Origin of the sequence: Paenibacillus amylolyticus, assembly GCF_001570725.1 — a bacterium.
GTDB lineage: Bacteria > Bacillota > Bacilli > Paenibacillales > Paenibacillaceae > Paenibacillus > Paenibacillus amylolyticus_A.
Window position 1 is genome coordinate 372,048 of the sequence record NZ_BCNV01000001.1, and the last position, 24,914, is coordinate 396,961.

The window sequence follows — 24,914 nt, forward strand, 5'->3', positions numbered from 1 at the left end:
GAAGGAAGTGCTGGCTGTATGAATAATGAACAGGTGTTGGAACAGTTACTGGGTCGGATCGTGGGTCCTAATGAAGAAATTGCGGCAGAAGCCTCCGCACATGTGGATGCATTGACGAAACCACCCGGCAGTCTGGGTAAGCTGGAACAACTGGTTATTCGTCTTGCGGGAATCACTGGCAAGGCTCGTCCACGTTTGGATCGCAGAGCCGTCATTGTGATGGCCGCAGATCACGGCGTGGTGGCGGAAGGTATTAGTGCTTTCCCAGCCGAGGTAACGCCGCAGATGGTCCTTAATTTCCTGGCTGGAGGGGCTGCTGTCAACGTACTTGCCCGCCACGCCGGAGCCGATGTAATCTGTGTGGATATCGGGGTTAATGCCGATCTGGAACATCCTGACCTGCTTTCCCGCAAAGTTCGTAAAGGTACGGCCAACATGGCAAAGGGTGCAGCAATGACTCGTGATGAAGCAATTCAAGCCATTCTTGCAGGTGTCGATGTGGTATCGGCAGAGGTGGCAAAGGGAACGCAGTTGTTCGTTACCGGGGAAATGGGGATTGGTAATACAACCGCGAGTGCAGCGGTGATGTGTGCATTAACCGGAACTGCACCTGCTTCAGCGGTTGGGCGAGGAACAGGGATTGATGATGCGGGATTGCAGCGTAAAGCCGCCGTGGTTAGCCAGGCACTGAGCGTGAATTCCCCAAATCGGGAAGATGCACTGGACGTACTTTGTAAAGTGGGTGGCCTGGAGATTGCCGGACTGACGGGTGTGATTCTTGCTGCAGCTGCGAACGGATGTCCTGTTGTCGTGGATGGATTCATCTCGACTGCGGCCGCATTAATTGCAAGACAGCTTGCTCCCGTGAGCACGGCTTATATGATTGCTTCTCATACTTCACATGAAAGTGGACATGCAGCTCTGCTTCGTGAACTTGATCTGAAACCGATGCTGGATCTGGACATGCGGCTGGGTGAAGGAACTGGTGGTGTGCTTAGCCTTCATCTGATTGATGCAGCCTGTCTTCTCTTGAATGAGATGGCGACCTTTGCAAGTGCAGGGGTATCCGATGGAACGAACAAGGCTTCGGATGCCGATGTGAGTGCAAGTGAGGGTGATATAGCGGACTCTGATGGTACAGGTGCTTCGACGGTTCAAGGAGAGGTTTCGCTATGAGTGTGTTGGTGACGGGTGGAGCGCGTAGTGGGAAAAGTTCGTTTGCCGAGCGTCTCTGTATGCAACGTTCCTCAGAGGCTTGGTATGTGGCTACGGCTCAGGCGTATGATGACGAGATGCGTGAGCGTATAAGTCTGCACCAGAATCAGCGCGAGGCATCAGGATATCTATGGCATACGGTGGAGGAACCACTCGCATTACCGGCACTCATTACACGTATGGGAGAAGACCATACGGGTACGTCTGCACCGACGATTCTGGTCGATTGTCTGACGCTCTGGTTGACCAATGTTCTGCTTGCACATGAACACGAAGACGAGCAGATATTGCAAAATCATATGGATGCACTGGTGGAAGCGATCAAGTCCTACCCGGGGCTGCTCGTACTTGTCACGAATGAAGTGGGCGATGGTATTGTGCCGGAGTATGCGCTTGGCAGGAAATATCGGGATCTGGCGGGTATATTGAATCAGCGGATTGCAGCCATATGTCGTGAAGTGTTCCTGGTAACTGTAGGCATTGCGATTGAGCTGAAAAGCAAGGAGTATCGTTTATGACAGATCGCAATCATCCTCGTAAACATGCGGCTGCGGCCGCTTTTCAATTTTTATCCCGGTTTCCGGTAAAAATGCAGATTGACTTCGTCCCGCCATTACTGCGGGAAAGTGTCGTGTATTACCCGCTGGTGGGTGCTGCAATTGGACTATGCGTGTGGCTCGCAGGGGCCTTAACGGGTGCGGTACTTCCAGCCTTTCCTGCTGCCGTATTAACCTTAACGTTATGGGTATGGCTCACCGGTGGTCTTCATCTGGATGGTTGGATGGATACGGCGGATGGATTACTAAGCTATCGTACCCGTGAGCGGATGCTGGAAATTATGAAGGACAGCCGTGTAGGCGCTATGGGTGTGATCGCCTGCGTCCTACTGCTGATGATGAAAGCGGCTCTGATCGCCGATTTTATCGCACGTGGCAACTGGATCTATGGTGCGCTGTTAATCCTGCCCATGATCTGGAGTCGTTGGTTCATGGTGTATGCCATCTCAGCCTGGCCGAATGCACGTGGAGATGATGGTCTCGCAGTCTTATTCAAGGGATTGGGTGAGCGTAAGGAGGTCCAGCGTGCACGCAGCTCTGCGGTCGGACTGACCCTTTTTGCAGGTGCAATTACGTTTGCTGCCGTATGGATCTTCCGGCCGGATATAGGAACTGCCGATGCCATGATGAGCAGTATAGGAACATTGCCATGGTGGTTGTATCCTGTGTCGGCTGTCATTATTGTACCTTTTGCGTGTTACATTATCGGTAAATTCGTTGCTGCACGCATCAGTGAAAGGCTTGGCGGACTTACAGGGGACACATACGGAGCGATGAATGAACTACTGGAAGCGGCTTTGCTAACGGTGCTGAGTGTGCTTCAGGGACTCTTTTGGCTGTGAAAAACGCACGGAATGAGTAATGTGAGACATAACACGGAGACTGAGGTGAGGGTACGTGGAAGATACGCCTGTGCAACAATTACAACAACCAGCGGCAGTACTCATGCTGCAAGGAACGGCATCGGATGTAGGGAAAAGCGTGATTACAACGGCGCTGTGCCGTATATTTAAGCAGGACGGCTTCAAGCCAGCCCCGTTCAAGTCACAGAACATGGCACTGAATTCCTACGTAACAGAAGACGGTAAGGAGATTGGCCGTGCCCAAGGAGCGCAGGCCGAAGCCTGTGGTATTGAAGCCACGACGGATATGAATCCGATCCTGATCAAGCCTGTGCGGGACATGCATTCGCAGATCGTGGTACACGGTGTACCTTTTGCTCAGATGAGTGCATCAGATTATCGCCAGAAGTTCCTGCCAGAAGCGAAGCAGACGGTAATGGATGCGCTGAACCGGTTGCGAGACACGTATGATGTGGTGCTGATGGAAGGAGCAGGCAGTCCTGCGGAGATTAATCTGAAAGACCGGGATATCGTCAACATGAATCTGGCAGGTTGGGCCGATGCTCCAGTCATTCTGATCTCTGATATTGATCGGGGCGGTGTATTTGCTTCTATTGTCGGCACTCTGGAGCTGCTAGAGCCACACGAGGTGGAGCGTGTAAAAGGTTTTATCATCAATAAGTTTCGCGGCGATCTGTCTCTTTTGCAGCCCGGACTAGACTGGCTCGAAGAACGTACAGGTATTCCAGTATTAGGTGTATTGCCTTACATAAGAGATATTCAGATTGAAGCAGAGGATTCAGTAGTGCTGGACTCCATGCGTCATGGTAAAACTGGCAAGACAGAGCTGGATCTGGCGGTGATCCGATATCCGCGAATTTCCAACTTTACAGACTTCGATGCCCTTTCCCGTGAACCGGATGTGAATGTGCGTTACGTGACCTCACCAGAGGAATTGGGAAGTCCTGATGCTATTCTTCTACCGGGTACGAAGGATACGATAGGGGATCTGGCGTTCCTGCGTGAGTCTGGACTGGAGCAAGCGATTGCCAGCCAGACCGAACGTGATAACGTTCAGCTCGTAGGGATATGTGGCGGATACCAGATGCTTGGAAGACATCTGAAGGACCCGTTTGCAGTGGAGGCGAATCAGATCCAGGAAGCGAAGGGACTCGGCTGGCTTCCATTATCGACAACATTTCTTCAGGAAAAGCAGACAGTCAGGGCTTCTGGACGGGTGCAACATCAGAATCCGATTCGTCTGTATGGTGAACCAGATGTGGAAACATCTCCACTACCTATTCATGGATATGAGATCCATATGGGTGTTACCGAGTGCCACGAACCTGAACGTGTAACCGCACTATTTGAAATATCCCATCCAGGTGGTGAAGCATTCCATGAAGGCTGGGGCACAGTGGATGGCCGTGTGTGGGGAACTTATCTGCATGGTTTGTTTGAAAGTGATCAATTCCGACGTTCGTGGCTTAATGGCTTACGTGAAGCAAAGGGACTAGCCCCACTTCAGGAGACATATAGTGCGCATGAACGTAAGGAGATGGAGTTCGATCGGGTAGCCGAATCGTTGCGGTCCTCATTGGATATGAAGCGTGTGTACGAGATAATGGGTGTCCAAGCACCCGAGTGAGCTGTTATACAAGAATACCCCCATGTCCGACAAACCGTTTTCTAGAAACGGAATGTTAGCGGCATGGGGGTATTGTATATCCTATGATTAAAAGGCGTTTAAAACAGAGATTGATAGGTTAATGGTTAACCTGTTAGTTTATTTTGAAATTTTTCATGGCGGATTGCAGCTCTACAGCTTGTTCATGCAGATGTCGTACCGTATTCGAATGTGAATCCATCTCGCTGAGCTGAAGATCTGCTGTTGAAGCAATCTGTAGCATGCTCTCACGGGATTTGGACGTAATCTGTGCGGTTTCTTCAACAGACGCACTCACTTCTTCTGCACCAGCGGATACTTGCTCTGTAGAAGCAGAGACAGTCTGGATGGTTAGATTGACGTTCTGGATCAGTTCATTCAGTTGTTGGAAAGCTGAACCTGCTTGTTGAACGACAGTTGTGCCTGAACCAATCTCTTTGGTTACACGATTCATGGCGTCAACCGAGCGTTCAGCGTCTTCACGAATGGTGCCCAGATAATCTGATATTTCCTCGGTGGCTGTCTTGGATTGTTCGGCCAGTTTGCGGACTTCTCCGGCAACGACAGCGAATCCGCGCCCGTGCTCACCAGCACGCGCTGCTTCAATGGAGGCGTTGAGTGACAGCATGTTAATCTGTTTGGTAATTTCAAAAATGGAAGCAACAATGGTGCCGATGGCTACCGAGCGTTCATTCATGGTCTCAACATAGCGCAACGATTCGCTTGCTGTCTGACCTACACGTTCCATCTGCTCAACGGCATTCTGAGCCAGTCGGTTACCATTAACCGCCTCATTGGCTGCTTCGCCAATTTGCTCAGACACTTCAGCAGAAGAAGAAGCGATATGCATGATCCCCTGCGTAATTTCTTCCATGGCTCTGGCGTTCTCGGATGCACTGGAAGCGATACTGATGCTGCCTTTTTCTGCATCTTCTGCGGAGCGGCTGGAGTTTCGAACCATACCAGACATTGATTCAACACGCTGAAGCAGGTCGTTGGAGCCTGACACAACTTCATCGGACGTGGACAAGGCACGGCTAATCATTTCTTTCAGGTTATGCGTCATCGTCTGGAAGCTTGCGGCAAGCTGGGCAATTTCATCTTTGCCATGAATCTGGAGTTCGGCGGTCAGATCACCTTGAGATATTTGTTTGCTATGTTGGACGAGCTTGATGATTGGTTTGGTTACTCTTTTGATCATACTAGTAGAGATAAGCCAGCCGAGCACGAAGACTAATGCTGTAATTCCAAGACATAACCAGAAGACCTGGGTAATCTTATCTTGAATGAACTGAGCGTCCATGCTTACAGCCATAATCATGTTACTTCCTGCGATTGGCATAAAGGCTGCTTTATGTACACCAAAGGAATCGGAGTAGACCTCACTGATTACCATTTCTTTGTTCTCGATCGCTGCAGTCATTGTGGGTTCTACACTAATCTCATCCTGGGCTTTCATGCCTGAGGAAGAGTTGGCAACAACCACTTTGGCTGATCCATCTTGAATGGCAACGACGTATGCGGCATCCAGATTGTGTTCTTTTGCTTTGTCGGCCAGATACGATTCTACGGTCATAGCAGCACCTTCAGAACCGGCTCCGCCACTCTGTACCTGTAGAATCTTTGAAGCAGAGGTATTCTTGTATATATCCTGAATGGACGTGTTTAGGACTTTATCGAACTGCGGGAGCACGTAACTTTGAATAATATTCATCGATACGGCATAAAAACTGATACTGAACAACAGGGAAGCAACCAGCAGAACGAGGAACAAAGTGCCTCGGATTTTACCGGCAACGGTGCGATTACGAAACATAGGATCATCCTTTCACGTCATGTTCATTAACATTGTCGCTTTTCCGTTATCATAAGACCTATCTACCAATGAAGAAAGGCCTAATTTATACGTTGAGAAAACTTGGGAATAAGCGGATATACCTATATTACAGAATTAACCGGAGGTTGAATAGAACAATTTTCACGATTTGGTGTATTTTTTTCAGAAATAGATGAATCTGTTACATGCATATTACATAATATCAATTAATACCTACCAGAATAGTTTGTTATATGGTATATTGTAAAATGTCTTGTTGGTCTTATAAAAAATAGAAGAGAAAATCGGATCATTTCCGGTTACACACATGTTGAGGAGGATTTATAGTAATGGATACTTTTCTAGTCATTTTGAATGTAGTGATCATGCTGGCATTTCTGGGTGTGCTCTACTGGATGCAGAAGAAACACATTTCCTTTACGAAACGCGTATTTGCGGGTTTGGGTATGGGGGTTGTATACGGTGTAATTCTTCAATTGGTGTACGCGTCCGGCTCTGATGTCATCACGAAGTCGGTCGATTGGTTCAATCTGGTTGGTTCAGGATATGTTCGTTTGTTACAAATGGTCGTGATTCCATTGATTATGGTATCGATCATCTCAGCCATCATGAATCTGAAAGGCAAGCAAAACCTCGGTAAAATGAGTGTCTCCATTATTGCGATCCTGTTGATCACAACGGCGATTGCAGCAGGGGTCAGCATTGTAACGAGTCTTAGCTTCAACCTGACTTCCATTGAGATCGAGGGTGGAGATCGGGAGCTTGCACAAGGTCAACGTATGGAGGAACGTCTTGTTGATGTACAGGATCAGACGATTCCACAGCAAGTGCTGGAATTCATTCCTTCGAATCCATTTGCGGATATGACAGGAGAACGTCGCACATCTACACTGGCGGTTGTTATTTTCTCCGCTTTCATCGGTGTGGCTGTACTTGGATTGGATCGTAAAAAACCACAGCAGGCGGAAACATTCCGAGGCATGGTTAATGCGGTATATGCGGTAGTTATGCGGATTGTAACGTTAGTACTTCGATTGACGCCATACGGTATCTTGGCCCTGATTACGAAGGTAACGGCGACCACGAATCCAGACGAGATTCTGAAGCTGATCAAATTCGTTGTCGCATCCTATGTAGCGTTGCTCGTTATGTTCATCATTCACTTGATTATCATTGCGCTGTCTGGCTTCAACCCACTGACGTATCTGAAAAAGGTTCTGCCAACACTGGTATTTGCCTTTACGTCCCGTTCAAGTGCGGCAGCCATTCCGCTGAATGTCGAAACACAGACGAAGAAATTGGGCGTATCGGACGGGATTGCGAACCTGTCTGCAAGCTTTGGTGCTACAATTGGGCAAAACGGCTGCGCCGGGATCTATCCGGCCATGCTGGCGGTGATGATTGCTCCAACGGTCGGCATCGATCCGCTGAGCTGGGACTTCATTGTGACTTTGATCCTCGTAGTCATGATCAGTTCATTTGGCGTAGCAGGAGTAGGCGGCGGGGCAACTTTCGCTTCCCTGATCGTATTGTCCACTATGAACTTGCCGGTAGCTTTGGCAGGATTGCTGATCTCCGTTGAACCGCTGATCGACATGGGTCGTACAGCATTGAACGTGAACGGGTCCATGACTTCTGGACTTGTTACCAGCAAAATTTTGAAAGAAAATGATCAAGACACATTCAATGATCAAAGCCGTGAACTGGATTCAGCTGTTCAGGCGTAATACAGAATGGACTTGTTAGAGGCTCATATAAGAGCCAAAGCCATCTACAGTTCATGCTAGTAAAACCGTCCTTCGGAGAAATCCGGAAGGCGGTTTTTTTGTGGTAATCGCATCATCATACCTGTGCACGTTGTGTGAAGCCGGCTACTTTTTGATACACGTGGTAAACGGCATGAAGGTAGGAAATACGTAATAAGGTCGAGAGGGGACAGAGGAGTTATATAGAAGAGACTTCTAGTCACTTAGATAGACTTGGGGTTATTTAGTGCTGTTCAAGGGACGAGAAATGTGATAGAGTATTCATGTTTTGGCCCTGAGCCAAACCGCGGTTCGTAACCATCCCGCGTAATCAAAACTAGGAAGGCAGTGTATGTATTTATGTTTAACTTAGGGTGGGGAGCAGTTTTTGTTCTCGTAACTTATGGATTTTTCCTGCTGTGTTACCGCTTGTTCGGTAAAAAAGGTCTCTATGCCTGGATTGGTGTGGCTACGGTTATAGCCAACATTCAGGTGACCAAAACGATAGATATTATGGGAATCGTACTGACGCTTGGCAACACGATGTATGTCAGTATGTACCTGACCAGTGATCTGCTCAATGAGAAATATGGACCAGGTGAGGCACGCAAAGCCGTATGGTTCGGATTCTTCACGCTCATCATGACGACGGTTCTCATGCAGATGGTATTGTTCTTTGAACCGGCACCGACGGACTTTGCACAGGATTCGATGAAAACATTGTTTGGTCTGCTGCCACGTCTGGCACTCGGAAGTCTAACGGCGTACTTCATCAGTCAGTTCCTGGATGTACGATTGTACTCCTGGTTACGCAAGGTGGCTCCAGGGCGCAATCAGTTGTGGATTCGCACCAACGGCAGTTCGATCATCAGTTCATTCGTGGATACACTGGTGTTCTGCACAATCGCGTTTGCGTTTATCTATCCTTGGGATGTTTGGCTGGAGATCTTCCTGACGACGTATATTATCAAATTTGTATTAACTGCGGTTGGAACACCGTTTCTGTATGCCGCACGCAGCTTTAAGTTTAAGGATGAAGCTTAGACAATATTCAAAGAGTATCACTTAAAATTACCCTGTGCACAGTCCATTGTACTTCGGACTCTGCAAGGGTTTTTTCATAGAAAAGACCCGAAACAAGAAAAATCCTTTTTACATTTTTATGAAAAAGTTATAATATAAACGACCTGTCGTTTATGAGCGTGTATCATTTATTATTAGCCAACAATGACTTCAACCAAAGGGGAATCGCACATGTATTCTACACTGCGTTATACACTGGAAAGCAATGGCACAACCTACGAGAATGATAGCATTAATGCCTCGTTATTGGTGGAGTTGATCTCCAATCTGGAATTGCATGAATACGTAGTACTTAAACCTTCGGAGCTGGTGGAGGGAAGTATGTATATGCAGGCTGCTGCGCTTGAGGAACCAGGGCAAATGGTGGCGGAGATTCGTTTGCAGGAAGGCGAGGACGGTTTCCGGCATTACAGCTGCAGCACAACAGATACAACTGGGATTATTCAATGGTTTCTGGATTACTGGGGGAAGCAACAGCTGCCAAAGCTGGAGTCTTGGCAGGATATCACGCATGAGTTCGACTAAGGGTAAATGAGTGAGCAGGGAATAAGATTAGGTAGAATGCAGACGGAGTAATTTAGGATATGCTGGATATGCTTCGTATTAATTAAAATCCCGCAACCCATGATATTATGGGTTTGCGGGATTTTGTTTTTGACATAGATCCAATTGGATTAGTCGGTAAGGATTTGCAGCTCTTTTGGATATGTTGTCAGAACTTCGATACCCGTCTCAGTCACAATTACATCATCCTCGATACGAACGCCGCCTGCTGCGGTATAGATGCCCGGTTCAATCGTGAATACGGTACCTTCATTCAGGATGTCCATATTCTCTCCATGGAGAGAAGGATACTCATGCACGTCAATACCCAATCCATGGCCTACCCTATGCATAAAACGTTCGCCGTATCCCGCTTCTTCCGTGACCTGGCGTGCTGCACGATCCACTTCGGCGCAGGTAATGCCTGGTTTCACGATTTGGATAGCAGCTTCGTTCGCTGCAAGCACAGTGTTATAGATGGTTTTGAGTTCAGGTGAGATATCACCAAAAGCGAATGTACGTGTGATATCCGAGGCATACCCTCCAGCATACACACCCATGTCAAACATCAACAGGTCACCATGTTGCAATTTCCGTTCACCCGGTGTACCGTGTGGCAGACCTGTTTTGGGTCCTGTGAGCACCATGGTATCAAAGGAAGGGCCATCGGCACCCAGCTTTTTCATCTGATATTCCATCTCTGCGACAAGTTCAATCTCGGTTACGCCTGCACGAACATGAGAGAGGCCTTGACGAAGAGTTTCTTCAATTAGATGAATGGCGTGGCGAATGCGGGCTACCTCATCTGGTGTTTTTTTCACACGTAATGTGCGAAGCAGGGGGCCAACATCTTCAAAGCTGGCAGCACCGAGAGCGGCGGTCAGCTGCTCATAACGTGCGACCGTCACGTATTCTTTCTCGAGACCAACTCGGCCCAAGCGCCCCTGATAACGATCAAACAAAGCGTACGGATTATCCGTATCCGTGTGCGTGGCAATGTTGGATACCGAGGAAGCGGCAGCGGCAGCTTCTGCGTCCAGGGCGGGTACGATCAATAATGGTTCTTCGCCACGTGCGAGTACCAGACCAAGGAAGCGTTCATGCGGATTGCTCGCAAATCCAGTTAAATAGTAGATATGTTTTGGATCTGTGATCAGCATGGCGTCCAATCCTTGCCCGGACAGATCGGCTTCAAGACGAGATAAAGGGTTTTGATTCATAAGTGTAGTTGTCCACCTTTCCATTCATACTATCCTTCTATTATAAAAGATTATGATGGAATTCCAAACTGCAGTGATTTCATGTCCTCGGAATCCCTTGAATTCTTGGTTTAACTGGCTGGTATGAAGGGTAATACAGGGCGAAACCGCTTTACAAATGAATAATAGCGTCACAACTATAGAGAACAAAAAAACGATATGCGAAGGGAGATGTAATCATGAATAATCGAGTAACCGTCCCACTGTATGCTTCATTATTAAGTGTGGCACTGTTGACAGCATCATGCTCTTCAGGCGATCCCTCTACAGGAGGAACAGAGCAGACGTCTCAGGGGCAGGGAACAGGTCAGGGACAGACAGCCAATGGAGGCAATGGCAGTACGATTGGAAACGAGAGTGGAGCGCAGGGAGAGGCAGTTATTCCGTATCAGGTTTCCGTTCTGGTTGAAGGACTAAATGCACCATGGGAGATTGTGAGTGTGCCTGATGGTCGGATGTTTGTAACGGAACGCCCAGGTGCGATTCGGGTCATTGAGGATGGAAAACTAACCCCTGAACCACTGATTGAATTCTCAGCCCCGTTTAATGAAGAAGGTGAAGGAGGTCTGTTGGGTCTTGCAGCAGATCCGGACTTTGAGGAGAACGGTTACTTGTATGCGTACCACTCCTATCTGGTGGAAGGCGACGACATTGCCAATCGGGTGTTACGCCTCAAGGTGAATGATGGGAAAGCGGTCATAGATCAAGAGCTGCTTGGTAACATTCCAGGCGGAACGAATCATAATGGTGGGCGGATCAAGATCGGCCCGGACAAGTTGCTCTATATTACGACAGGTGAGCGCTATGAGCCGGAACTGTCACAGAACGAAGATAGCCTTGGGGGTAAAATATTGCGGATTGGTCTCGACGGATCGATTCCTGCAGACAACCCATGGCCGAATTCGCCTGTGTACAGTATGGGACACCGTAACGCACAGGGACTGGCCTGGAACCCAGACAACGGTTATCTCTATTCTACCGAGCATGGTCAGCGGAATCATGATGAGATTAACCGGATTGTGGCTGGTGAGAATTATGGCTGGCCCGAGGTGGAGGGAGACGAAGATGACAACGGCGCATATCAGGCTCCGCTTGCACATAGTGGGAATGACACATGGGCTCCGTCCGGTGTAGCTTTTGTTGAAGAAGGACCATGGGCCGGTTCACTGATTGCCGCGAATCTGCGTGGAGAGCAGTTGTTGAAGGTTACTCTTTCGGAAGATGGTACGCAGGTCGAGCAGGTGGAACCCATCTTCGAAGATGAATGGGGTCGAATTCGCAATGTGAGTGCTGGCGAGGACGGGAAGTTATATGTGCTTACAAACAATCGGGATGGACGAGGATCACCACGAGATGGGGATGACAAGCTGATAGTGCTTACTCCGGAGAGTTAAGTAGGGAGTCAGGTGAGATAAATCAGTGTTGAAGGACGCGTCGAACCGAATTGATATCGCGATAAGGTAGTGAATGGAGATAAGTTTAAAACTAACGGATGCCGCTTAACTTGAGTTTAAGTCCTGAATCGCTCTTTATTCTTTTTCTAACGAACCTGACATACCTTATATGAACGTTTAGAGGTCGATGAAGAATGTAACGAACCTCAGCCACGTTATATCACCAAAATTCACTTGAAACCTGCGGAAAAACCAGTGAAACTCGTAAATAAGATGTCTGGGGTTCGTTAGAAAATCTTAATGCTCAAAATATAGCATATAGCGTGTCTCAGATTCGTTAGAGGCTACTGCGGACATGTCGTGGTGCAATAGAAGATAGTGTGCGCATGTCGTGGTGTAATATAAGATACCGTACGCACACCAGTGCAGTAGTAGAAGTACATGGTTAATGAATCAAAGGAGCTGTCCCGTCAAATTCATGACGTATGGGACAGCTCCTTGATTGTAATATATGTGTCATCCTAATCTTGAATGAGCCACTCCGCACAATGCTGCACGAAGAGAAACAGCGTTAATAGGATGCTTGTGTAATTCCCGAAACACTCACAGCTTCGCATTCTTTACTTATTCTGCGCTCTCTGCAAGTGTGGCAATACGCTGAGCTGGATCATTCATGTACTCTCCACCGTGATAACAGAGAACCTTATTAAGCTTAAGGTCGGTCAGTTTTTTCAGGCTTCGTAGCGCTTCTGGCATGTCCGGTGTCGCGGGTGGTGCTGGGCCAACCAGTTCATCATCAACCACACGAAGTTCATCGGCAGCGAGCAGGAACTGCTGCTCACCGAAATACAGGCAGATATGACCTGGGGTATGTCCCGGTGTATGAATAACCTGTGTACCGCCTTGAAGGGGTAACAAGTCTCCGTCCGCCAGTGTTCTGCTGATGTTCACTTCAGGCAGTTGTAACAGCAGCTGGTCTGCCAGTGCCAATACGGGCGCGGGAAGAAGTGCACGACGTTCAGGCGTGAACTTGATCAAAGGTTTCTCACCTGTTAGATATGGAATCTCATCGGCATGTGCCCAGATTTCCAGATCGGGAATAGCATCCAGAAGAGCGCCCAGATTACCGATATGATCGATGTCCTGATGAGTAATAATCACACGTTTGACGTCCGAGAGTTGAACGCCTTCTTGTTCCAAAGCGGATTGAAGTTCAGCAAATTGTCCAATCATGCCGGTATCCACCAAGGTAACACCATCTACATCACGAAGCATGACGGGAAATATGGGGCTATTCCCGGAAGGTGTGGGAATCTGGAGATTTAGTACAGTAATCGAAGTTGTTGGATGGCTCATGGTTGTCCGGACCGCAGTCCGGTACACCTCCTTTTCTTTTTTAGCAATGATTGTTGTTATTCAGGGCGATTATATTTTAAGTGTTTTCTATACTTTTTTACCGTATGGAGTAATGTTTCAAACGTTTCTTCTTCATTACTGCCATCCTTAACGATCGAGACAAATGAGAAGTTATCATGAACAAGTTTGTTCCTCGTCTGAAACACCTGGCTAAGGGCTTCTGCGAAGTGTTCTTTTTCGGATTCCAGATCAATGAATTCTTTACTCAGTTCGGCTTGAATAATCTCCATGTTAGAGCGCGCACGATAGGCAGGAGTTTTCATCAGCTGGGTCGAATTAAACTTTTTCTGATATACGTCTCTGTACAGTTGATGTAACATTTGTTCAATAATGGCGCATAGTTCGATGACCAGTGAAGCATATCTTCGGTTTTTGCGTTTTCGGGTGAGCTCACGTGTTTCTTCCTGGTCCAAGATACCGTATTTTTCATACAGCGTAGAATCAACGTTCTGCAAGATATCCTGATATTCCTGTTCGAGTAGTGCGACTTCAAGTTTGGCTTGTTTTTTAACTTTTTTAAAATCTTCTTTGGTCAGCATACTTGTCCTCCCATGGAAACCGAGATGTGATCCTATCATTATCTCATATTGTCCGTCGTCGCGCCTCTAATTTCGGAACCTCATGTTCAGAAGGGAAGTACCTATGTCCAATCAGACAGCAATAGTAACAGGAGCTAACTCAGGTATGGGGTTGGCGACCACCATTGAACTTGCAAGGCAAGGATATCACGTAATTATGGCATGCCGCAGTGAGAAGCGTGGACAGGAGGCTCTTCAGGAAGCTGTACGTCAGTCCGGTTCTTCTGCGATTGAGTTGATGCTGTGTGACCTGGGGTCACTCGAAAGCATACGCCAATTTGCCCGCACATTCCGCGAGCGTCATGATCGCCTTGACGTTTTGGTTAATAATGCGGGGGTAGTGATGGTCAAGCGGAAGGAAACCTCAGACGGGTTCGAACAAAGTATCGGTATTAACCATCTGGGGCATTTCCTGCTGACCTTACTTTTGATAGAACCTCTGAAAGCTGCGAAGCAGGGACGGGTGGTGAACGTTTCGTCTGGTGCTTACAAAGCGGGTAAAATTCACTTCGAAGATCCACATCTGCATAAAGGTTATAATCCGATCAAAAGCTACGCCCAATCCAAATTGGCTAACGTGCTATTCACTCGTGCATTGGCCGGCAAAATGTCAGGTACGTCTGTGACGGTAAACTGTCTACACCCTGGTGCGGTGGGAACGAGTATTGGCGTAGATCGTAATACCGGATTCGGCACACGCATTATGGCGTTTGTGGGTAAGCTTCCATTCTTTCTATCGCCTGAAGAAGGGGCGCGAACGGCTGTCTATCTGGCCACAAGCCCTGAAGTCGTAGGGATCACCGGGCGTTACTACTATCAACAGAAAGAGCAGCAGCTGAAGGCACATGCCGTTGATGATGCTTCAGCTGAGCGTTTCTGGACATGGAGCGAAGAACAGGTTGGGCTAAAGCCTGACGAGAAGTTGTAATTTAACGAAAGCGATTGACCATAGAGTAGAGCCGCTAATTTTTTAGACTTTTGCCTTCACAGCTTGTTGGATCATTTCAATAAAAGCTTGAATAGGTTGGATGCCTTGATCTCCCTGACCGTATGCACGGACAGAGGCGGATGAGGCATTTTTCTCATTCTCACCAAGCACGAGTGAATAAGGCACTTTTTCCATTTGGGCTTCACGGATTTTGTACCCGAGCTTCTCGCTGCGCAGATCTGTTTCTACCCGAATGCCCGCAGCCCGGAGCTGACTCTGTACTTGGAGCGCATAGTCTGCGTAATGATCTGATACAGGCAGCAGCTTCACTTGCACAGGTGCGAGCCAGAGTGGGAATGCGCCTGCATAATGTTCAGTCAGGATGCCGATGAAACGATCGATGGAACCATAGATGGCACGGTGGATTACGACCGGACGGTGTTTCAGGCTATCCTCGCCAATGTAAGTGAGGTCGAACTTATCCGGCATTTGAAAATCAAGCTGGATTGTTCCGCACTGCCAGCTGCGCTTCAACGCATCGAGGATATGAAAGTCAATTTTCGGTCCATAAAAGGCACCGTCTCCTTCGTTAATGCGATATTCCACGCCTCGACGATCCAATACATTTTGCAATGCACGTTCCGCCTGATCCCACAGCTCTTCTGATCCCATGGAATCTTCCGGACGAGTGGACAACTCAATCTTATATTCGAATCCGAAGATATCGTACATGCGTCCGATCAGTGAGATCGCCTGATTGATCTCGTCCTCGATCTGCTCTGGCATGACGTAGAGATGGGCATCATCCTGGCAGAATGTCCGCACACGCATCATGCCGTTCAGCGCACCTGAGAATTCATGACGGTGAACCTGACCAAATTCCATCAAGCGAATCGGCAATTCGCGGTAGGAATGGAGTGTATTTTTGAAGATCAGCATGTGTCCGGGACAGTTCATCGGTTTCAGTGCAAAAGTCGCATCGTCCACTTCCGAGAAATACATATTGTCCTTGTAATGCTCCCAGTGGCCGGATTGCTCCCACAGCCGATTGTTCATCATAAGAGGAGTCCGGACTTCCTGATATCCTTCTTGCAATTGCAACTCACGGGAGAACTGCTCCAGTTCAGTGCGAACAGTCATACCTTTGGGCAGATAGAAGGGCATGCCGGGCGCTTCTTCGGAGAACATGAATAGTTCAAGCTCTTTGCCGAGTTTACGATGATCCCGTTTCTTCGCTTCTTCGAGCATGTGCAGATGTTCATCCAACTGGGCTTTGTTCGGGAAAGCAGTGCCGTAGATGCGTTGCAGCATCTTATTATCCGAGTTACCCCGCCAGTACGCACCAGCGACATTCAACAGCTTGAACGCTTTGATTCGACCAGTGGATGGAAGATGGGGACCGCGACACAGATCGAAGAACTCTCCTTGATCATAGATCGAAAGCTCGGCGTCCTCTGGCAAATCCCGAATCAGTTCAAGCTTGTACGGGTCCTGGATTTCTTCAAAGATGCGAAGGGCTTCCTCCCGGCTAACCACCCGGCGGCTGATCTTTTCATTTTCCTGAATGATTTTGTTCATTTCCCGCTCAATGGCAGTCAGATCACTGATGGACAAAGCATGCTCCAGATCAACATCGTAATAAAAGCCATCTTCAATGACTGGCCCGATACCCAGTTTCACTTGATCCGCACCGTAGATGCGTTTGAGCGCCTGTGCGAGCACATGTGCTGCGCTGTGACGATAACGATACAGACCTTCTGCGCTATCCAAAGTAACGATGACGAGTTCGCAATTTTGCTCAAGCACCCAATCAAGATCGACATTCTGACCATCTACAATACCACCAATGGCTTGTTTTCCAAGACTTGTGCTGATGGATGAGGCGACCGCCCCTACAGTGATGCCTGCTTCGTAAGAACGTACCGCGCTACCTTGCAGACGGATTTCAATGGAATGACTGGATTGTTGCAGATCATTTACTTGGCTGTTTATTTCGTTACCTGATTTGTTGCTTGCTGAGTTAATGTTTTCTTGTTTGCTCATGTGAACCACTCTCCATTTCTTAAAATGAAAGCGCAAAAAACACCCGTCCCGGAAAAGGGACGAGTGCGCTTGGCTCGTGGTTCCACCCTAATTTGGTTATGGTGCGCCCTGATCTCGGCCAGCCGCCGGAACAGAAAACATCATAACCCTCATTGGAATCCGTTATCGGGGATCAGACGGTGGACTCTACTGGCAGCATGCCGAACATCTGAAGGACGTCCGAAATGCTGAGGTTCGAGGTCACGGCTGCAGAGGGGTAATTCCGGTCCGTTCGCTGAAGAAGGTTTCACCAATCCCCTCTCTCTCTGGGCAGCACGCAAACGAAATCATGTCTCTGGTCATCGCCAAATATGTTAGATCAACTCATTAAAGTTATTCTGAAATGTGTTGCATTCAATATCAATATATTGGAACAGGTGTTATTGAGTGTCGATTATATAGACTGAAAATGGAAAGGTCAAGCGGAACATTTTAATTGGTTTCGGATGGGCCATCCCATATTAAGCGAATGATCGTTCCTTCACCAGGCGTGGAATGTACCTCAATACGGCCTTTCATCGCTTCGATCAAACCTTTGGTTACCGCCATGCCCAGGCCTGATCCAACATCCGACGTGCCTGTATCTGTACCGCGATAGTATCGTTCAAATAACTTCCATACCGTCTCAGGATCCATACCTCTTCCGTTATCGGCAAATTGAATGCTGAACTCATCTGCCTGTTTACCTGAATGAACACTGACGATCAGGGTGGACTCGGGCGGATTATGGAGAAGGGCATTGGCGGTCAGATTATCCACGATTCGTTCAAACGATGGAATATGAACAAGTCCATACACCGGTATTTTGGACGGTTGGAATAGAATGCGACCTTCGCCATATGCAGGATTCCGTTCGGCGCGCTGGATCAGATCACGAAGTAACGCATTTACGTCAGTTTCCTCCGTCACAGGTTGATATCCCCCACTCCGTAATCGGTAAGTCATGGCAAGGTCATTAACAAGCCTGTCCATATACATGGATTTATCGAGCATTATGCCTGCGAATTCCCTGACTTCTCCCTCGGTCCAGCTATATTTATCTGCCTCAAGCATATGGGCATAACCCTGGATGGAGGATAGGGGCGTCTTCAGATCATGTGTTATGCCGGCGATCCATTCCTCCCGTAGAGATTCGGTCTGTTTGCGGAGTTCTTCATCTTGCTTCAACGTGTGGGACAGGGCCTGCATGGAGCGAAGCACTTCAGCATACACATGATATTTTCGTTTCCACTTTCCGTTACGCCGCTGACTGCGAGGCACTCCGAAGGCTCCGGTAGGTTCCTCATAATGTCCTCGCTCCAGACGCTGTAACCATTGGAGCATATGCAGCATGGGCGAGCCGAATCGGTTGGCATACCAGAAGGCAAGCAAGATGAGCAGAATGATGATCGATACAATCAATACGACCAATGCCGGTTCCAGAATAAAACGGTAGGGATTCTGATCACCGCTCGCTGCTGGATCACCAGGGATGCTAATCAGCCAAGTGGTTTCATTCTGTTCGTCGTACCACGTGGCAATAGACTTCCCTGATCGACTTGGATAGCGAATTTGCAAAACCAATTCCTGAATGGTGTATTCGCTTGGTACACCCACAGCTGGTTTGTTAAAGGAGGAGAGTTCGCGTCCCGACGCATCCAATACTTGAAGATAGGCATTGGCAGAACGAAAGGCTTCCTGTTGGCTCGGTTGAAGATTAAACTTCCCGTTGGTGAGAGTGAGATCCGAACGAATATTATTCATGAGCGACTTGGCCGGGTTACTCTCGCCATACAACAAAGTGAAATTCTTCCCGTTCTTCTCCCGGATGAGCATAACAATCTGATAAGGGAAGGGCTTTTGATTTTCCCAGTATGCAATCAATTCCCCTGGTTTGTAGTGAGTTGGGACATCGGCGGGAGTGTGGTAGTCATCAATGGCGTAGCCGTTTTCATCCAGCACTTGGAGCCAGCCTTGATATTTATCTACTTGCTTCAGCAATTCGGGGTCATACCGGATCGTGTTATCCGGCAGGATCTCTGCTGTATTAATCAATTGGTCCAGACCGTTAAGGGCAAAATCATCGACCAGATTCACTTCATTTACCTTTTGCACGACCCAGTAAGTGGCTACAGAACCAAGCAGGATGATAAGAACAACGGCTCCGGCAAGCATCCCGATAAACCGGGTCATTAACCTGCGACGAATACTCATGGGCGTGACACATGTTCCGGCTGAATCAGTTTGTAACCCAGACCCCGGACGTTAACGAGAAATACTGGATTGGAAGGATCGGCTTCAATGCGCTCCCGAATGCGGTGAATATGAACCATCACGGTATTGTCGTCACTAATGGCTTCCGAGCCCCAGACCCGCTCGTATAGATCTGATTTGGTAAAAATGCGATTGGGATGCTTGCAAAAAAAGAGCAACAATTGAAATACGAGTGCCGGACAGGATACGGATTCTCCTTCAACCCGAAGCTCGCCAGCCCATTCCAGCACCTGGAATCGTCCAAAGTTGTACACACCTTCCGATGTGCTGGGAGATGACGTATTTACGTTAGATGGGACGTGGTCTGAGATCGCTACGGTTTTAGAAGGTAAATAACGCTTGAGTAATGATTTAATTCGAGCAACGACTTCGAGCGGATTAAAGGGTTTGGCAACGTAATCGTCGCCACCAACAGCGAATCCGGTTAATTTATCATAATCGGTTGTTTTGGCCGTCAGAAACAGGATGGGCGCATCGGTGACCTGCCGTAGGAAAGGACAGATTTCCAGTCCGCTTTTGCCGGGAAGCATGATGTCGAGCACGATGCAATGATACGTCTTGTTGTTGCAGGCCTCAATGGCAGCTTCGCCTGTTGTAACGGTATCAATATCGAGAAACTGCTCTTTGAGCAGAACGGTTTTGAGCATATGCAGAATAGCCTGTTCATCGTCCACAAGCAGTAATGAGACGTTATCCATAGTTTAAAAATGACCTCCTGATCACTTCCGATGTGTTTATTGTTAATCATACCATCCAAGAGGGCTGTATAGCGTACGAGCTATCTTAACGGAATCTTAATTATGCAGTCTCAGAAGGCAAGACGAGTTTAACTACTCGTAAGTTGGGGTTAGACGAAGGATAAGACTCATTCTGTACACTTAACTGGAAAGGTTAACGATTAGTAGAAGGGATGTTGAGAATGAACAGAGAAGGTCAACTGAAATCAGAACAAAATACACATTCGAAATTACAGCATAGAAGAGGTTGGAAGGTGCTTGCGATTACCCTTGGGGCTTGTGTGATATTGTCTGCTTGTGGCAACAGCAACTCCATTACTTCCGACGAGGCGGAGCAGCAGTCAGCCGAACAGACGTCCAATAATGAAACGAGCGAAAACTCTAATCAGGAGCAGAACTCAAGTTCAGAGGTGAGCACGATGGTTACACCGGACAATTTCATAGATACGTTGATGAACGGTTCAAAGGATGCAATCTATAGTCAGTTTTCTCCGGAATTGAAGGGAACGTTAACGTTGGAACAATTCAAGGAAGCGGCTAACCAGTTTCTGGAGGGTGTGGAATCTTGGGAGCTAGTGGTAGATGCCGAAATGAATCAAATAACCGAGCATAGCTGGAAGGATCAAACCGGAACGAAAGGTGTTCAAGTGTATTTTTCTGAAGAAAATCAGATTGAGGGTCTCTTAATTCAGCCGTTAGAAACTTTTGAGGACACGGATGCCAAATTCACCAAAACAGAGTTCCAATTCCCCATGAAGGGGGAATGGTATGTATTCTGGGGAGGCAATGATGTGTTATCCAACTATCATTATGCGCATGAAACCCAGCGCTACGCCCTGGATATTGTTCGAACACAGAATAATTCAAGTTATCAAGGTGAAGCAACGGCAAACGAAAACTACTATGCTTTTGGTGAACCACTCTATGCTGCTGCGGACGGAACAGTCGTCGAAATCAAGAACGATATTCCGGACAATGTACCGGGTGTCATGAATCCGGAAGAGCCGGCGGGTAACTATGTGGTGATTGACCATGGAAATGGTGAATACAGCATCACAGGACATATCAAGGAAGGCAGTGTTTCGGTCAAAAAAGGGGATAAGCTCAAGCAAGGAGACCCTATCGGAGAGCTTGGTAATTCGGGGAACTCCAGTGAAGCCCATCTGCATTTCCAGGTATCGGACGGCCCGGATCTGTTCACATCTCACTCAATTAACATTCGCTGGGCAGACCAGAGCCAACAGTTCACTCGTGGGAACACAATTCAAGGACTTCCAGAGTAATGCTATATATAAGTTAAAGCATTGAATTTACACTGGACCACTACGCGGTCAGAACCATCTTCCGATCGCTGTTATCCCCAGATTTTATTGATTTCCTTATATAAAGGGGAAAATCCGGGGATAAAGGCGCACGCTTCGCTTCTTCTGATTGGTTCTGTCCTCTCCGTTATCGTGTAAATATTTACTTAAACATATACAGATTTCTCTGTCTGAATGTTAGGGATGACGAAAACTTCGCTTCTCCGTTATAATATCCTCTATGATAATAGTACGATCTGGAATGATGGAGGAGTAGCGATGAAGCTGGAAGATGTGCAGATTGAATATGCGCGCCTCGAGGAGTTGCCGAGGATTGTGGAAATTTATAATTCCACCATTGAGAGCCGCGTGGTGACAGCGGATTTGGAGCCGGTAACGGTGGAACAACGTGTTCCGTGGTTTGAGGAACATTCACCGGATCATCGTCCGCTTTGGGTGATGAAGCAGGCAGGGCAGGTAGTAGCTTGGGCAAGTCTCAGCTCGTTCTATGGACGCCCTGCGTATAATGGAACGGTGGAAGTTAGTGTATACGTGGATCAGCAATGCCGCGGGATTGGGGCTGGCGGACGTTTGCTCGAAACTGTATTTGCGGCGTGTCCCGCGCTTGGAATTACGACGATTCTCGGATTTGTCTTTGGACATAATGAACCGAGTCTGGGGTTATTGCGCAAGCATGGTTTTGAACAGTGGGGGTATTATCCCGAAGTGGCTGTGCTGGATGGTGTGAATAGAGATTTGGCGATTTTGGGCAAAAAAATATAAGTGCTGTGCTTATTTGTGAGATAAGAACGCTGAAAACCTCCAACCTAGGTTATAGGATTGGAGGTTTTTTGTCGTTCAACTATATTCTTCGCTATGTGAACGTGGAGGTTGTGTTTATACACCAAGTTGATGCTTAATTCCTTGAATCTGTCCCAGATGGCGTTCCTCATGATAACTTGCAAAGTCAATCCATTGGGTAAGATCCATCTCACCGAATACGGGATGAGAAAAGGACTTGCTGCGTAGCAGGTCGGGTTCATGGTCCAATGCAAAGTGGTTAAGCGCTTGATGGGATTCGTCCAGATCACTGCGTACGTCTGCGAGTGCTTCAGGCGCTGCTGGAGGCTGAAGATGGGGCGGTGCCTCAATGGAGCGGCTACGGTCCAATGTTAGTTCATAAGGTTTTTTGTCCACAGATACGGTTTGTTCCTTCTCCAGCGCAAGACGAGCTTGTTTCCCAATGACATGTTCCATCAGATTCAAATGACGCAGTACTTGCATGATACTCCATTGTTCGGGTGAAGGTTTTCGGTTCAGTTGTTCTTCTTCGAGTCCCGAGACGCTTTCCCAGATCTGGTTGCGTATATCGTCATTGCGAGTAAACATCGTGCAATCCTCTCCTTATATGGGTTCTATGATGCTAATAGTCTGTGTATGTCCATTACCCAAAATGTGGATGCTTATTCTATAAGCATAAAGAATGAGATGGATGAATGCGAATCGTAGGCATGATTAACCTTGTTAGATGTAATTTGTACAAAATAAAAAAAAGCCGTTCATCTATGAACGGTTCATTTCAATAATTGTCAAATCCAAAAAAAGATTGACGGGCAGACCCCGGCAAACTATAATCGGTAACAAGTAACTTGATATGTGAGGAGTCCTGACATGATATGTTAGTAATCGATGAGGTGTATCACCATACAGCATTGCAAATATCATCGTCCGATTTATTGTACCTTATCGAACGACTGAAGGTCAAAAAAGAAACTGAGATCCAAACGCTCAAGCAGAAGATCGAACAGTTCGAACAAAAGCGTCGAGCGGAAGAGGTCGCTTATCAATCGTTGTCAACCGTACGCAAATGGTTTGCGGGACGCCCCGCATCCCATCATCAGGCGGTGGAATATATGGTTCAGGTGAAGGAACGTTTTCGCAAGATGGAACAAATTCGTAGACGCATACGTGAATTGGATCAGATCGCAGAACGAATTAAGCATCCGGACAGCATTGAGCGGGACGAGATTGAGCTTGCGCCCGATACAATCCGTGAGCTCATACAGCTTAGTGAAACGGAGGATGTACAAGCATGACTTTGGAGACGTTAAGCACCGGAATTGATACGGTCTGGGTCGTACTGAGTGCAGCGATGATTTTATTGATGGAGGGTGGATTCGCCCTGCTTGAAGCTGGCTTTGTGCGTTATAAAAATAGTGTGAACATTATTATGAAGGTTTTTGCTGATATTACGATCGGAACGTTGCTGTTCTATGCGATCGGTTTTGGACTGATGTATGGTTCGGACGTTGGCGGTTTTGCCGGAGTAACGGGCTTTTTCCTGAACGGGGATTTGTCGCATCTGGATGTACCGGTATCTCTTGAGACATTCTGGTTGTTCCAGGCTGCCTTTACCATTGCCGTTATTTCCATCGTTTCAGGAGCAGTGGCAGAGCGGATCAACTTCCGTGCTTACCTCCTGTATATCATATTGATGACGGCGATCATCTACCCGATTGGTGGACACTGGGCATGGGGCGGCGGCTGGCTTAGTCAGCTGGGAATGCAGGACTTTGCCGGTTCAGCTGTCATCCATGCATTAGGGGGATTCTCGGCACTGGCTGCTGCAATTATCATTGGTCCGCGTAAAGGGAAGTACACGCCACTTGGCGTAAGTGCCATTGCCCTTCCGAGTAATCTGCCACTCGCATCTGTAGGTGCATTTCTGCTATGGTTCGGATGGTTTGGCTTTAATGCCGGCAGTACGCTGAGTGCGACGGATGTAAGAATCGGTCACATTGCAATTGTTACGATGTTATCTGCGGCTTCGGGTGGTGCGGTTACGTTACTGTACACCTTGTTCCGCTTCAATCGCTCGGATGCGCCATCGGTTATTAACGGTTCACTTGCGGGACTGGTCGGAATTACGGCAGGATGTGCTTTTGTTGGCGATGTAGCAGCCATATTCATTGGGGCAGTATCCGGTTTATTGATGATGGCTGCTACCAACTGGCTGGACCGTCGGCAGATTGATGATCCGGTCGGTGCATTCCCGGTGCATGCCGCATCGGGAATGTGGGGAACGATTGCTGTAGGTTTGTTTGCCACGGATGGTGGATTATTCATGGGCGGCGGCTGGAGGTTGCTGGGAGTTCAGGCACTTGGACTTACAGCTCTGGTCATCTGGGGATTCGCCATGACTTGGATCGGATTAAAGCTGATTGGAAAAATTGTACCTGTACGTTCGACGGAAGAAGAGGAAGACCTGGGTCTGGATATTAGCTATCATGGTGTGATGGCAGCCCATCAGGCCCATGAATTCCTGGATGGTGAGGAGCATATGCGTGCTTACCAGGAAAAGTCTTCTGATCCCAATCGTTAAATGGAATATAGAATTAAGGAAGTAGACTGACAGGGCATGTCAGTCTCTTTTTTTGCTAGAAGCAGGGAAAGACGTCCGGACGGAAGAATATACAGG

General features: G+C 47.8%; 21 protein-coding genes. 13 read left to right on the forward strand and 8 right to left on the reverse strand.

Annotated features, from left to right (window positions below):
- The first annotated feature begins 18 nt into the window (after nucleotides 1-18).
- The 4 genes from cobT (at nucleotide 19) to PAHA3_RS01650 (ending at nucleotide 4,262) form a co-directional block, all read left to right on the forward strand.
- A complete protein-coding gene (gene cobT, locus PAHA3_RS01635) occupies nucleotides 19-1,176 on the forward strand; it encodes a nicotinate-nucleotide--dimethylbenzimidazole phosphoribosyltransferase (protein WP_062833167.1) in 1,158 nt (385 codons plus the stop codon).
- Nucleotides 1,173-1,733 carry a bifunctional adenosylcobinamide kinase/adenosylcobinamide-phosphate guanylyltransferase gene (cobU, locus tag PAHA3_RS01640; protein WP_062833168.1) on the forward strand — a complete coding sequence of 187 codons (561 nt, stop codon included), beginning with the start codon at nucleotides 1,173-1,175 and terminating at the stop codon, nucleotides 1,731-1,733. The genes cobT and cobU overlap by 4 nt, the downstream gene beginning before the upstream one ends.
- A complete protein-coding gene (gene cobS / locus PAHA3_RS01645) occupies nucleotides 1,730-2,614 on the forward strand; it encodes an adenosylcobinamide-GDP ribazoletransferase (RefSeq protein ID WP_062833169.1) in 885 nt (294 codons plus the stop codon). The genes cobU and cobS overlap by 4 nt, the downstream gene beginning before the upstream one ends.
- A gap of 103 nt (nucleotides 2,615-2,717) precedes the next feature.
- Entirely contained in the window at nucleotides 2,718-4,262 is a 1,545-nt protein-coding gene (locus PAHA3_RS01650) for a cobyric acid synthase (protein WP_062835933.1), read from the forward strand.
- A 133-nt stretch (nucleotides 4,263-4,395) separates the two neighbouring features.
- Here the strand turns inward: PAHA3_RS01650 and PAHA3_RS01655 are convergent, their stop codons facing one another.
- On the reverse strand, nucleotides 4,396-6,096 hold the full coding sequence (locus tag PAHA3_RS01655; RefSeq protein WP_062833170.1) for a methyl-accepting chemotaxis protein: 1,701 nt from the start codon (nucleotides 6,094-6,096) through the stop codon (nucleotides 4,396-4,398).
- Nucleotides 6,097-6,446: 350 nt separating this feature from the next.
- Here PAHA3_RS01655 and PAHA3_RS01660 point away from each other — a divergent pair, with 350 nt between their 5' ends.
- The 3 genes from PAHA3_RS01660 (at nucleotide 6,447) to PAHA3_RS01670 (ending at nucleotide 9,470) form a co-directional block, all read left to right on the forward strand.
- Nucleotides 6,447-7,844, forward strand: a complete 1,398-nt coding sequence (locus PAHA3_RS01660) for an L-cystine transporter (protein ID WP_062833171.1) — start codon at nucleotides 6,447-6,449, stop codon at nucleotides 7,842-7,844.
- Between the two features lie 378 nt (nucleotides 7,845-8,222).
- Entirely contained in the window at nucleotides 8,223-8,906 is a 684-nt protein-coding gene (locus PAHA3_RS01665) for a queuosine precursor transporter (RefSeq protein ID WP_062833172.1), read from the forward strand.
- Nucleotides 8,907-9,116: 210 nt separating this feature from the next.
- Nucleotides 9,117-9,470 carry a hypothetical protein gene (locus tag PAHA3_RS01670; RefSeq protein WP_062833173.1) on the forward strand — a complete coding sequence of 118 codons (354 nt, stop codon included), beginning with the start codon at nucleotides 9,117-9,119 and terminating at the stop codon, nucleotides 9,468-9,470.
- Nucleotides 9,471-9,619: 149 nt separating this feature from the next.
- On the opposite strand, the gene PAHA3_RS01675 is transcribed toward PAHA3_RS01670, so the two are convergent.
- Nucleotides 9,620-10,708, reverse strand: a complete 1,089-nt coding sequence (locus PAHA3_RS01675; RefSeq protein ID WP_062833174.1) for a M24 family metallopeptidase — start codon at nucleotides 10,706-10,708, stop codon at nucleotides 9,620-9,622.
- A gap of 218 nt (nucleotides 10,709-10,926) precedes the next feature.
- Between PAHA3_RS01675 and PAHA3_RS01680 the strand changes: the two genes are divergently transcribed.
- Nucleotides 10,927-12,141, forward strand: coding sequence for a PQQ-dependent sugar dehydrogenase (locus tag PAHA3_RS01680; RefSeq protein WP_062833175.1), 1,215 nt, complete (start codon nucleotides 10,927-10,929; stop codon nucleotides 12,139-12,141).
- Between the two features lie 624 nt (nucleotides 12,142-12,765).
- On the opposite strand, the gene PAHA3_RS01685 is transcribed toward PAHA3_RS01680, so the two are convergent.
- Nucleotides 12,766-13,497 carry an MBL fold metallo-hydrolase gene (locus tag PAHA3_RS01685; protein ID WP_062833176.1) on the reverse strand — a complete coding sequence of 244 codons (732 nt, stop codon included), beginning with the start codon at nucleotides 13,495-13,497 and terminating at the stop codon, nucleotides 12,766-12,768.
- A 56-nt stretch (nucleotides 13,498-13,553) separates the two neighbouring features.
- Nucleotides 13,554-14,096, reverse strand: a complete 543-nt coding sequence (locus PAHA3_RS01690; RefSeq protein ID WP_062833177.1) for a hypothetical protein — start codon at nucleotides 14,094-14,096, stop codon at nucleotides 13,554-13,556.
- Between the two features lie 103 nt (nucleotides 14,097-14,199).
- On the opposite strand from PAHA3_RS01690, the gene PAHA3_RS01695 reads away from it, so the two are divergent.
- Entirely contained in the window at nucleotides 14,200-15,063 is an 864-nt protein-coding gene (locus PAHA3_RS01695; RefSeq protein WP_062833178.1) for an SDR family oxidoreductase, read from the forward strand.
- A gap of 42 nt (nucleotides 15,064-15,105) precedes the next feature.
- On the opposite strand, the gene thrS is transcribed toward PAHA3_RS01695, so the two are convergent.
- From thrS to PAHA3_RS01710, 3 genes are all read right to left on the reverse strand, one after another.
- On the reverse strand, nucleotides 15,106-17,106 hold the full coding sequence (thrS, locus tag PAHA3_RS01700; RefSeq protein ID WP_235599350.1) for a threonine--tRNA ligase: 2,001 nt from the start codon (nucleotides 17,104-17,106) through the stop codon (nucleotides 15,106-15,108).
- 471 nt (nucleotides 17,107-17,577) lie between these two features.
- Nucleotides 17,578-19,338, reverse strand: a complete 1,761-nt coding sequence (locus tag PAHA3_RS01705; protein ID WP_082762691.1) for a sensor histidine kinase — start codon at nucleotides 19,336-19,338, stop codon at nucleotides 17,578-17,580.
- Nucleotides 19,335-20,096 carry a response regulator transcription factor gene (locus PAHA3_RS01710; RefSeq protein ID WP_062833180.1) on the reverse strand — a complete coding sequence of 254 codons (762 nt, stop codon included), beginning with the start codon at nucleotides 20,094-20,096 and terminating at the stop codon, nucleotides 19,335-19,337. Before PAHA3_RS01710 ends, PAHA3_RS01705 begins: the two co-directional genes overlap by 4 nt.
- Before the next feature lie 221 nt (nucleotides 20,097-20,317).
- On the opposite strand from PAHA3_RS01710, the gene PAHA3_RS01715 reads away from it, so the two are divergent.
- Together PAHA3_RS01715 and PAHA3_RS01720 are read left to right on the forward strand one after the other, a co-directional pair.
- Nucleotides 20,318-21,418, forward strand: coding sequence for a peptidoglycan DD-metalloendopeptidase family protein (locus PAHA3_RS01715; RefSeq protein WP_062833181.1), 1,101 nt, complete (start codon nucleotides 20,318-20,320; stop codon nucleotides 21,416-21,418).
- Nucleotides 21,419-21,715: 297 nt separating this feature from the next.
- A complete protein-coding gene (locus PAHA3_RS01720) occupies nucleotides 21,716-22,219 on the forward strand; it encodes a GNAT family N-acetyltransferase (protein ID WP_062833182.1) in 504 nt (167 codons plus the stop codon).
- A 114-nt stretch (nucleotides 22,220-22,333) separates the two neighbouring features.
- On the opposite strand, the gene PAHA3_RS01725 is transcribed toward PAHA3_RS01720, so the two are convergent.
- Nucleotides 22,334-22,825, reverse strand: a complete 492-nt coding sequence (locus PAHA3_RS01725; protein ID WP_062833183.1) for a DinB family protein — start codon at nucleotides 22,823-22,825, stop codon at nucleotides 22,334-22,336.
- Between the two features lie 287 nt (nucleotides 22,826-23,112).
- Between PAHA3_RS01725 and PAHA3_RS01730 the strand changes: the two genes are divergently transcribed.
- Complete coding sequence (locus PAHA3_RS01730; RefSeq protein ID WP_062833184.1) at nucleotides 23,113-23,532, forward strand: hypothetical protein; 420 nt, start codon at nucleotides 23,113-23,115, stop codon at nucleotides 23,530-23,532.
- Entirely contained in the window at nucleotides 23,529-24,818 is a 1,290-nt protein-coding gene (locus PAHA3_RS01735; protein ID WP_036610695.1) for an ammonium transporter, read from the forward strand. The genes PAHA3_RS01730 and PAHA3_RS01735 overlap by 4 nt, the downstream gene beginning before the upstream one ends.
- The last annotated feature ends 96 nt before the right edge of the window (nucleotides 24,819-24,914 follow it).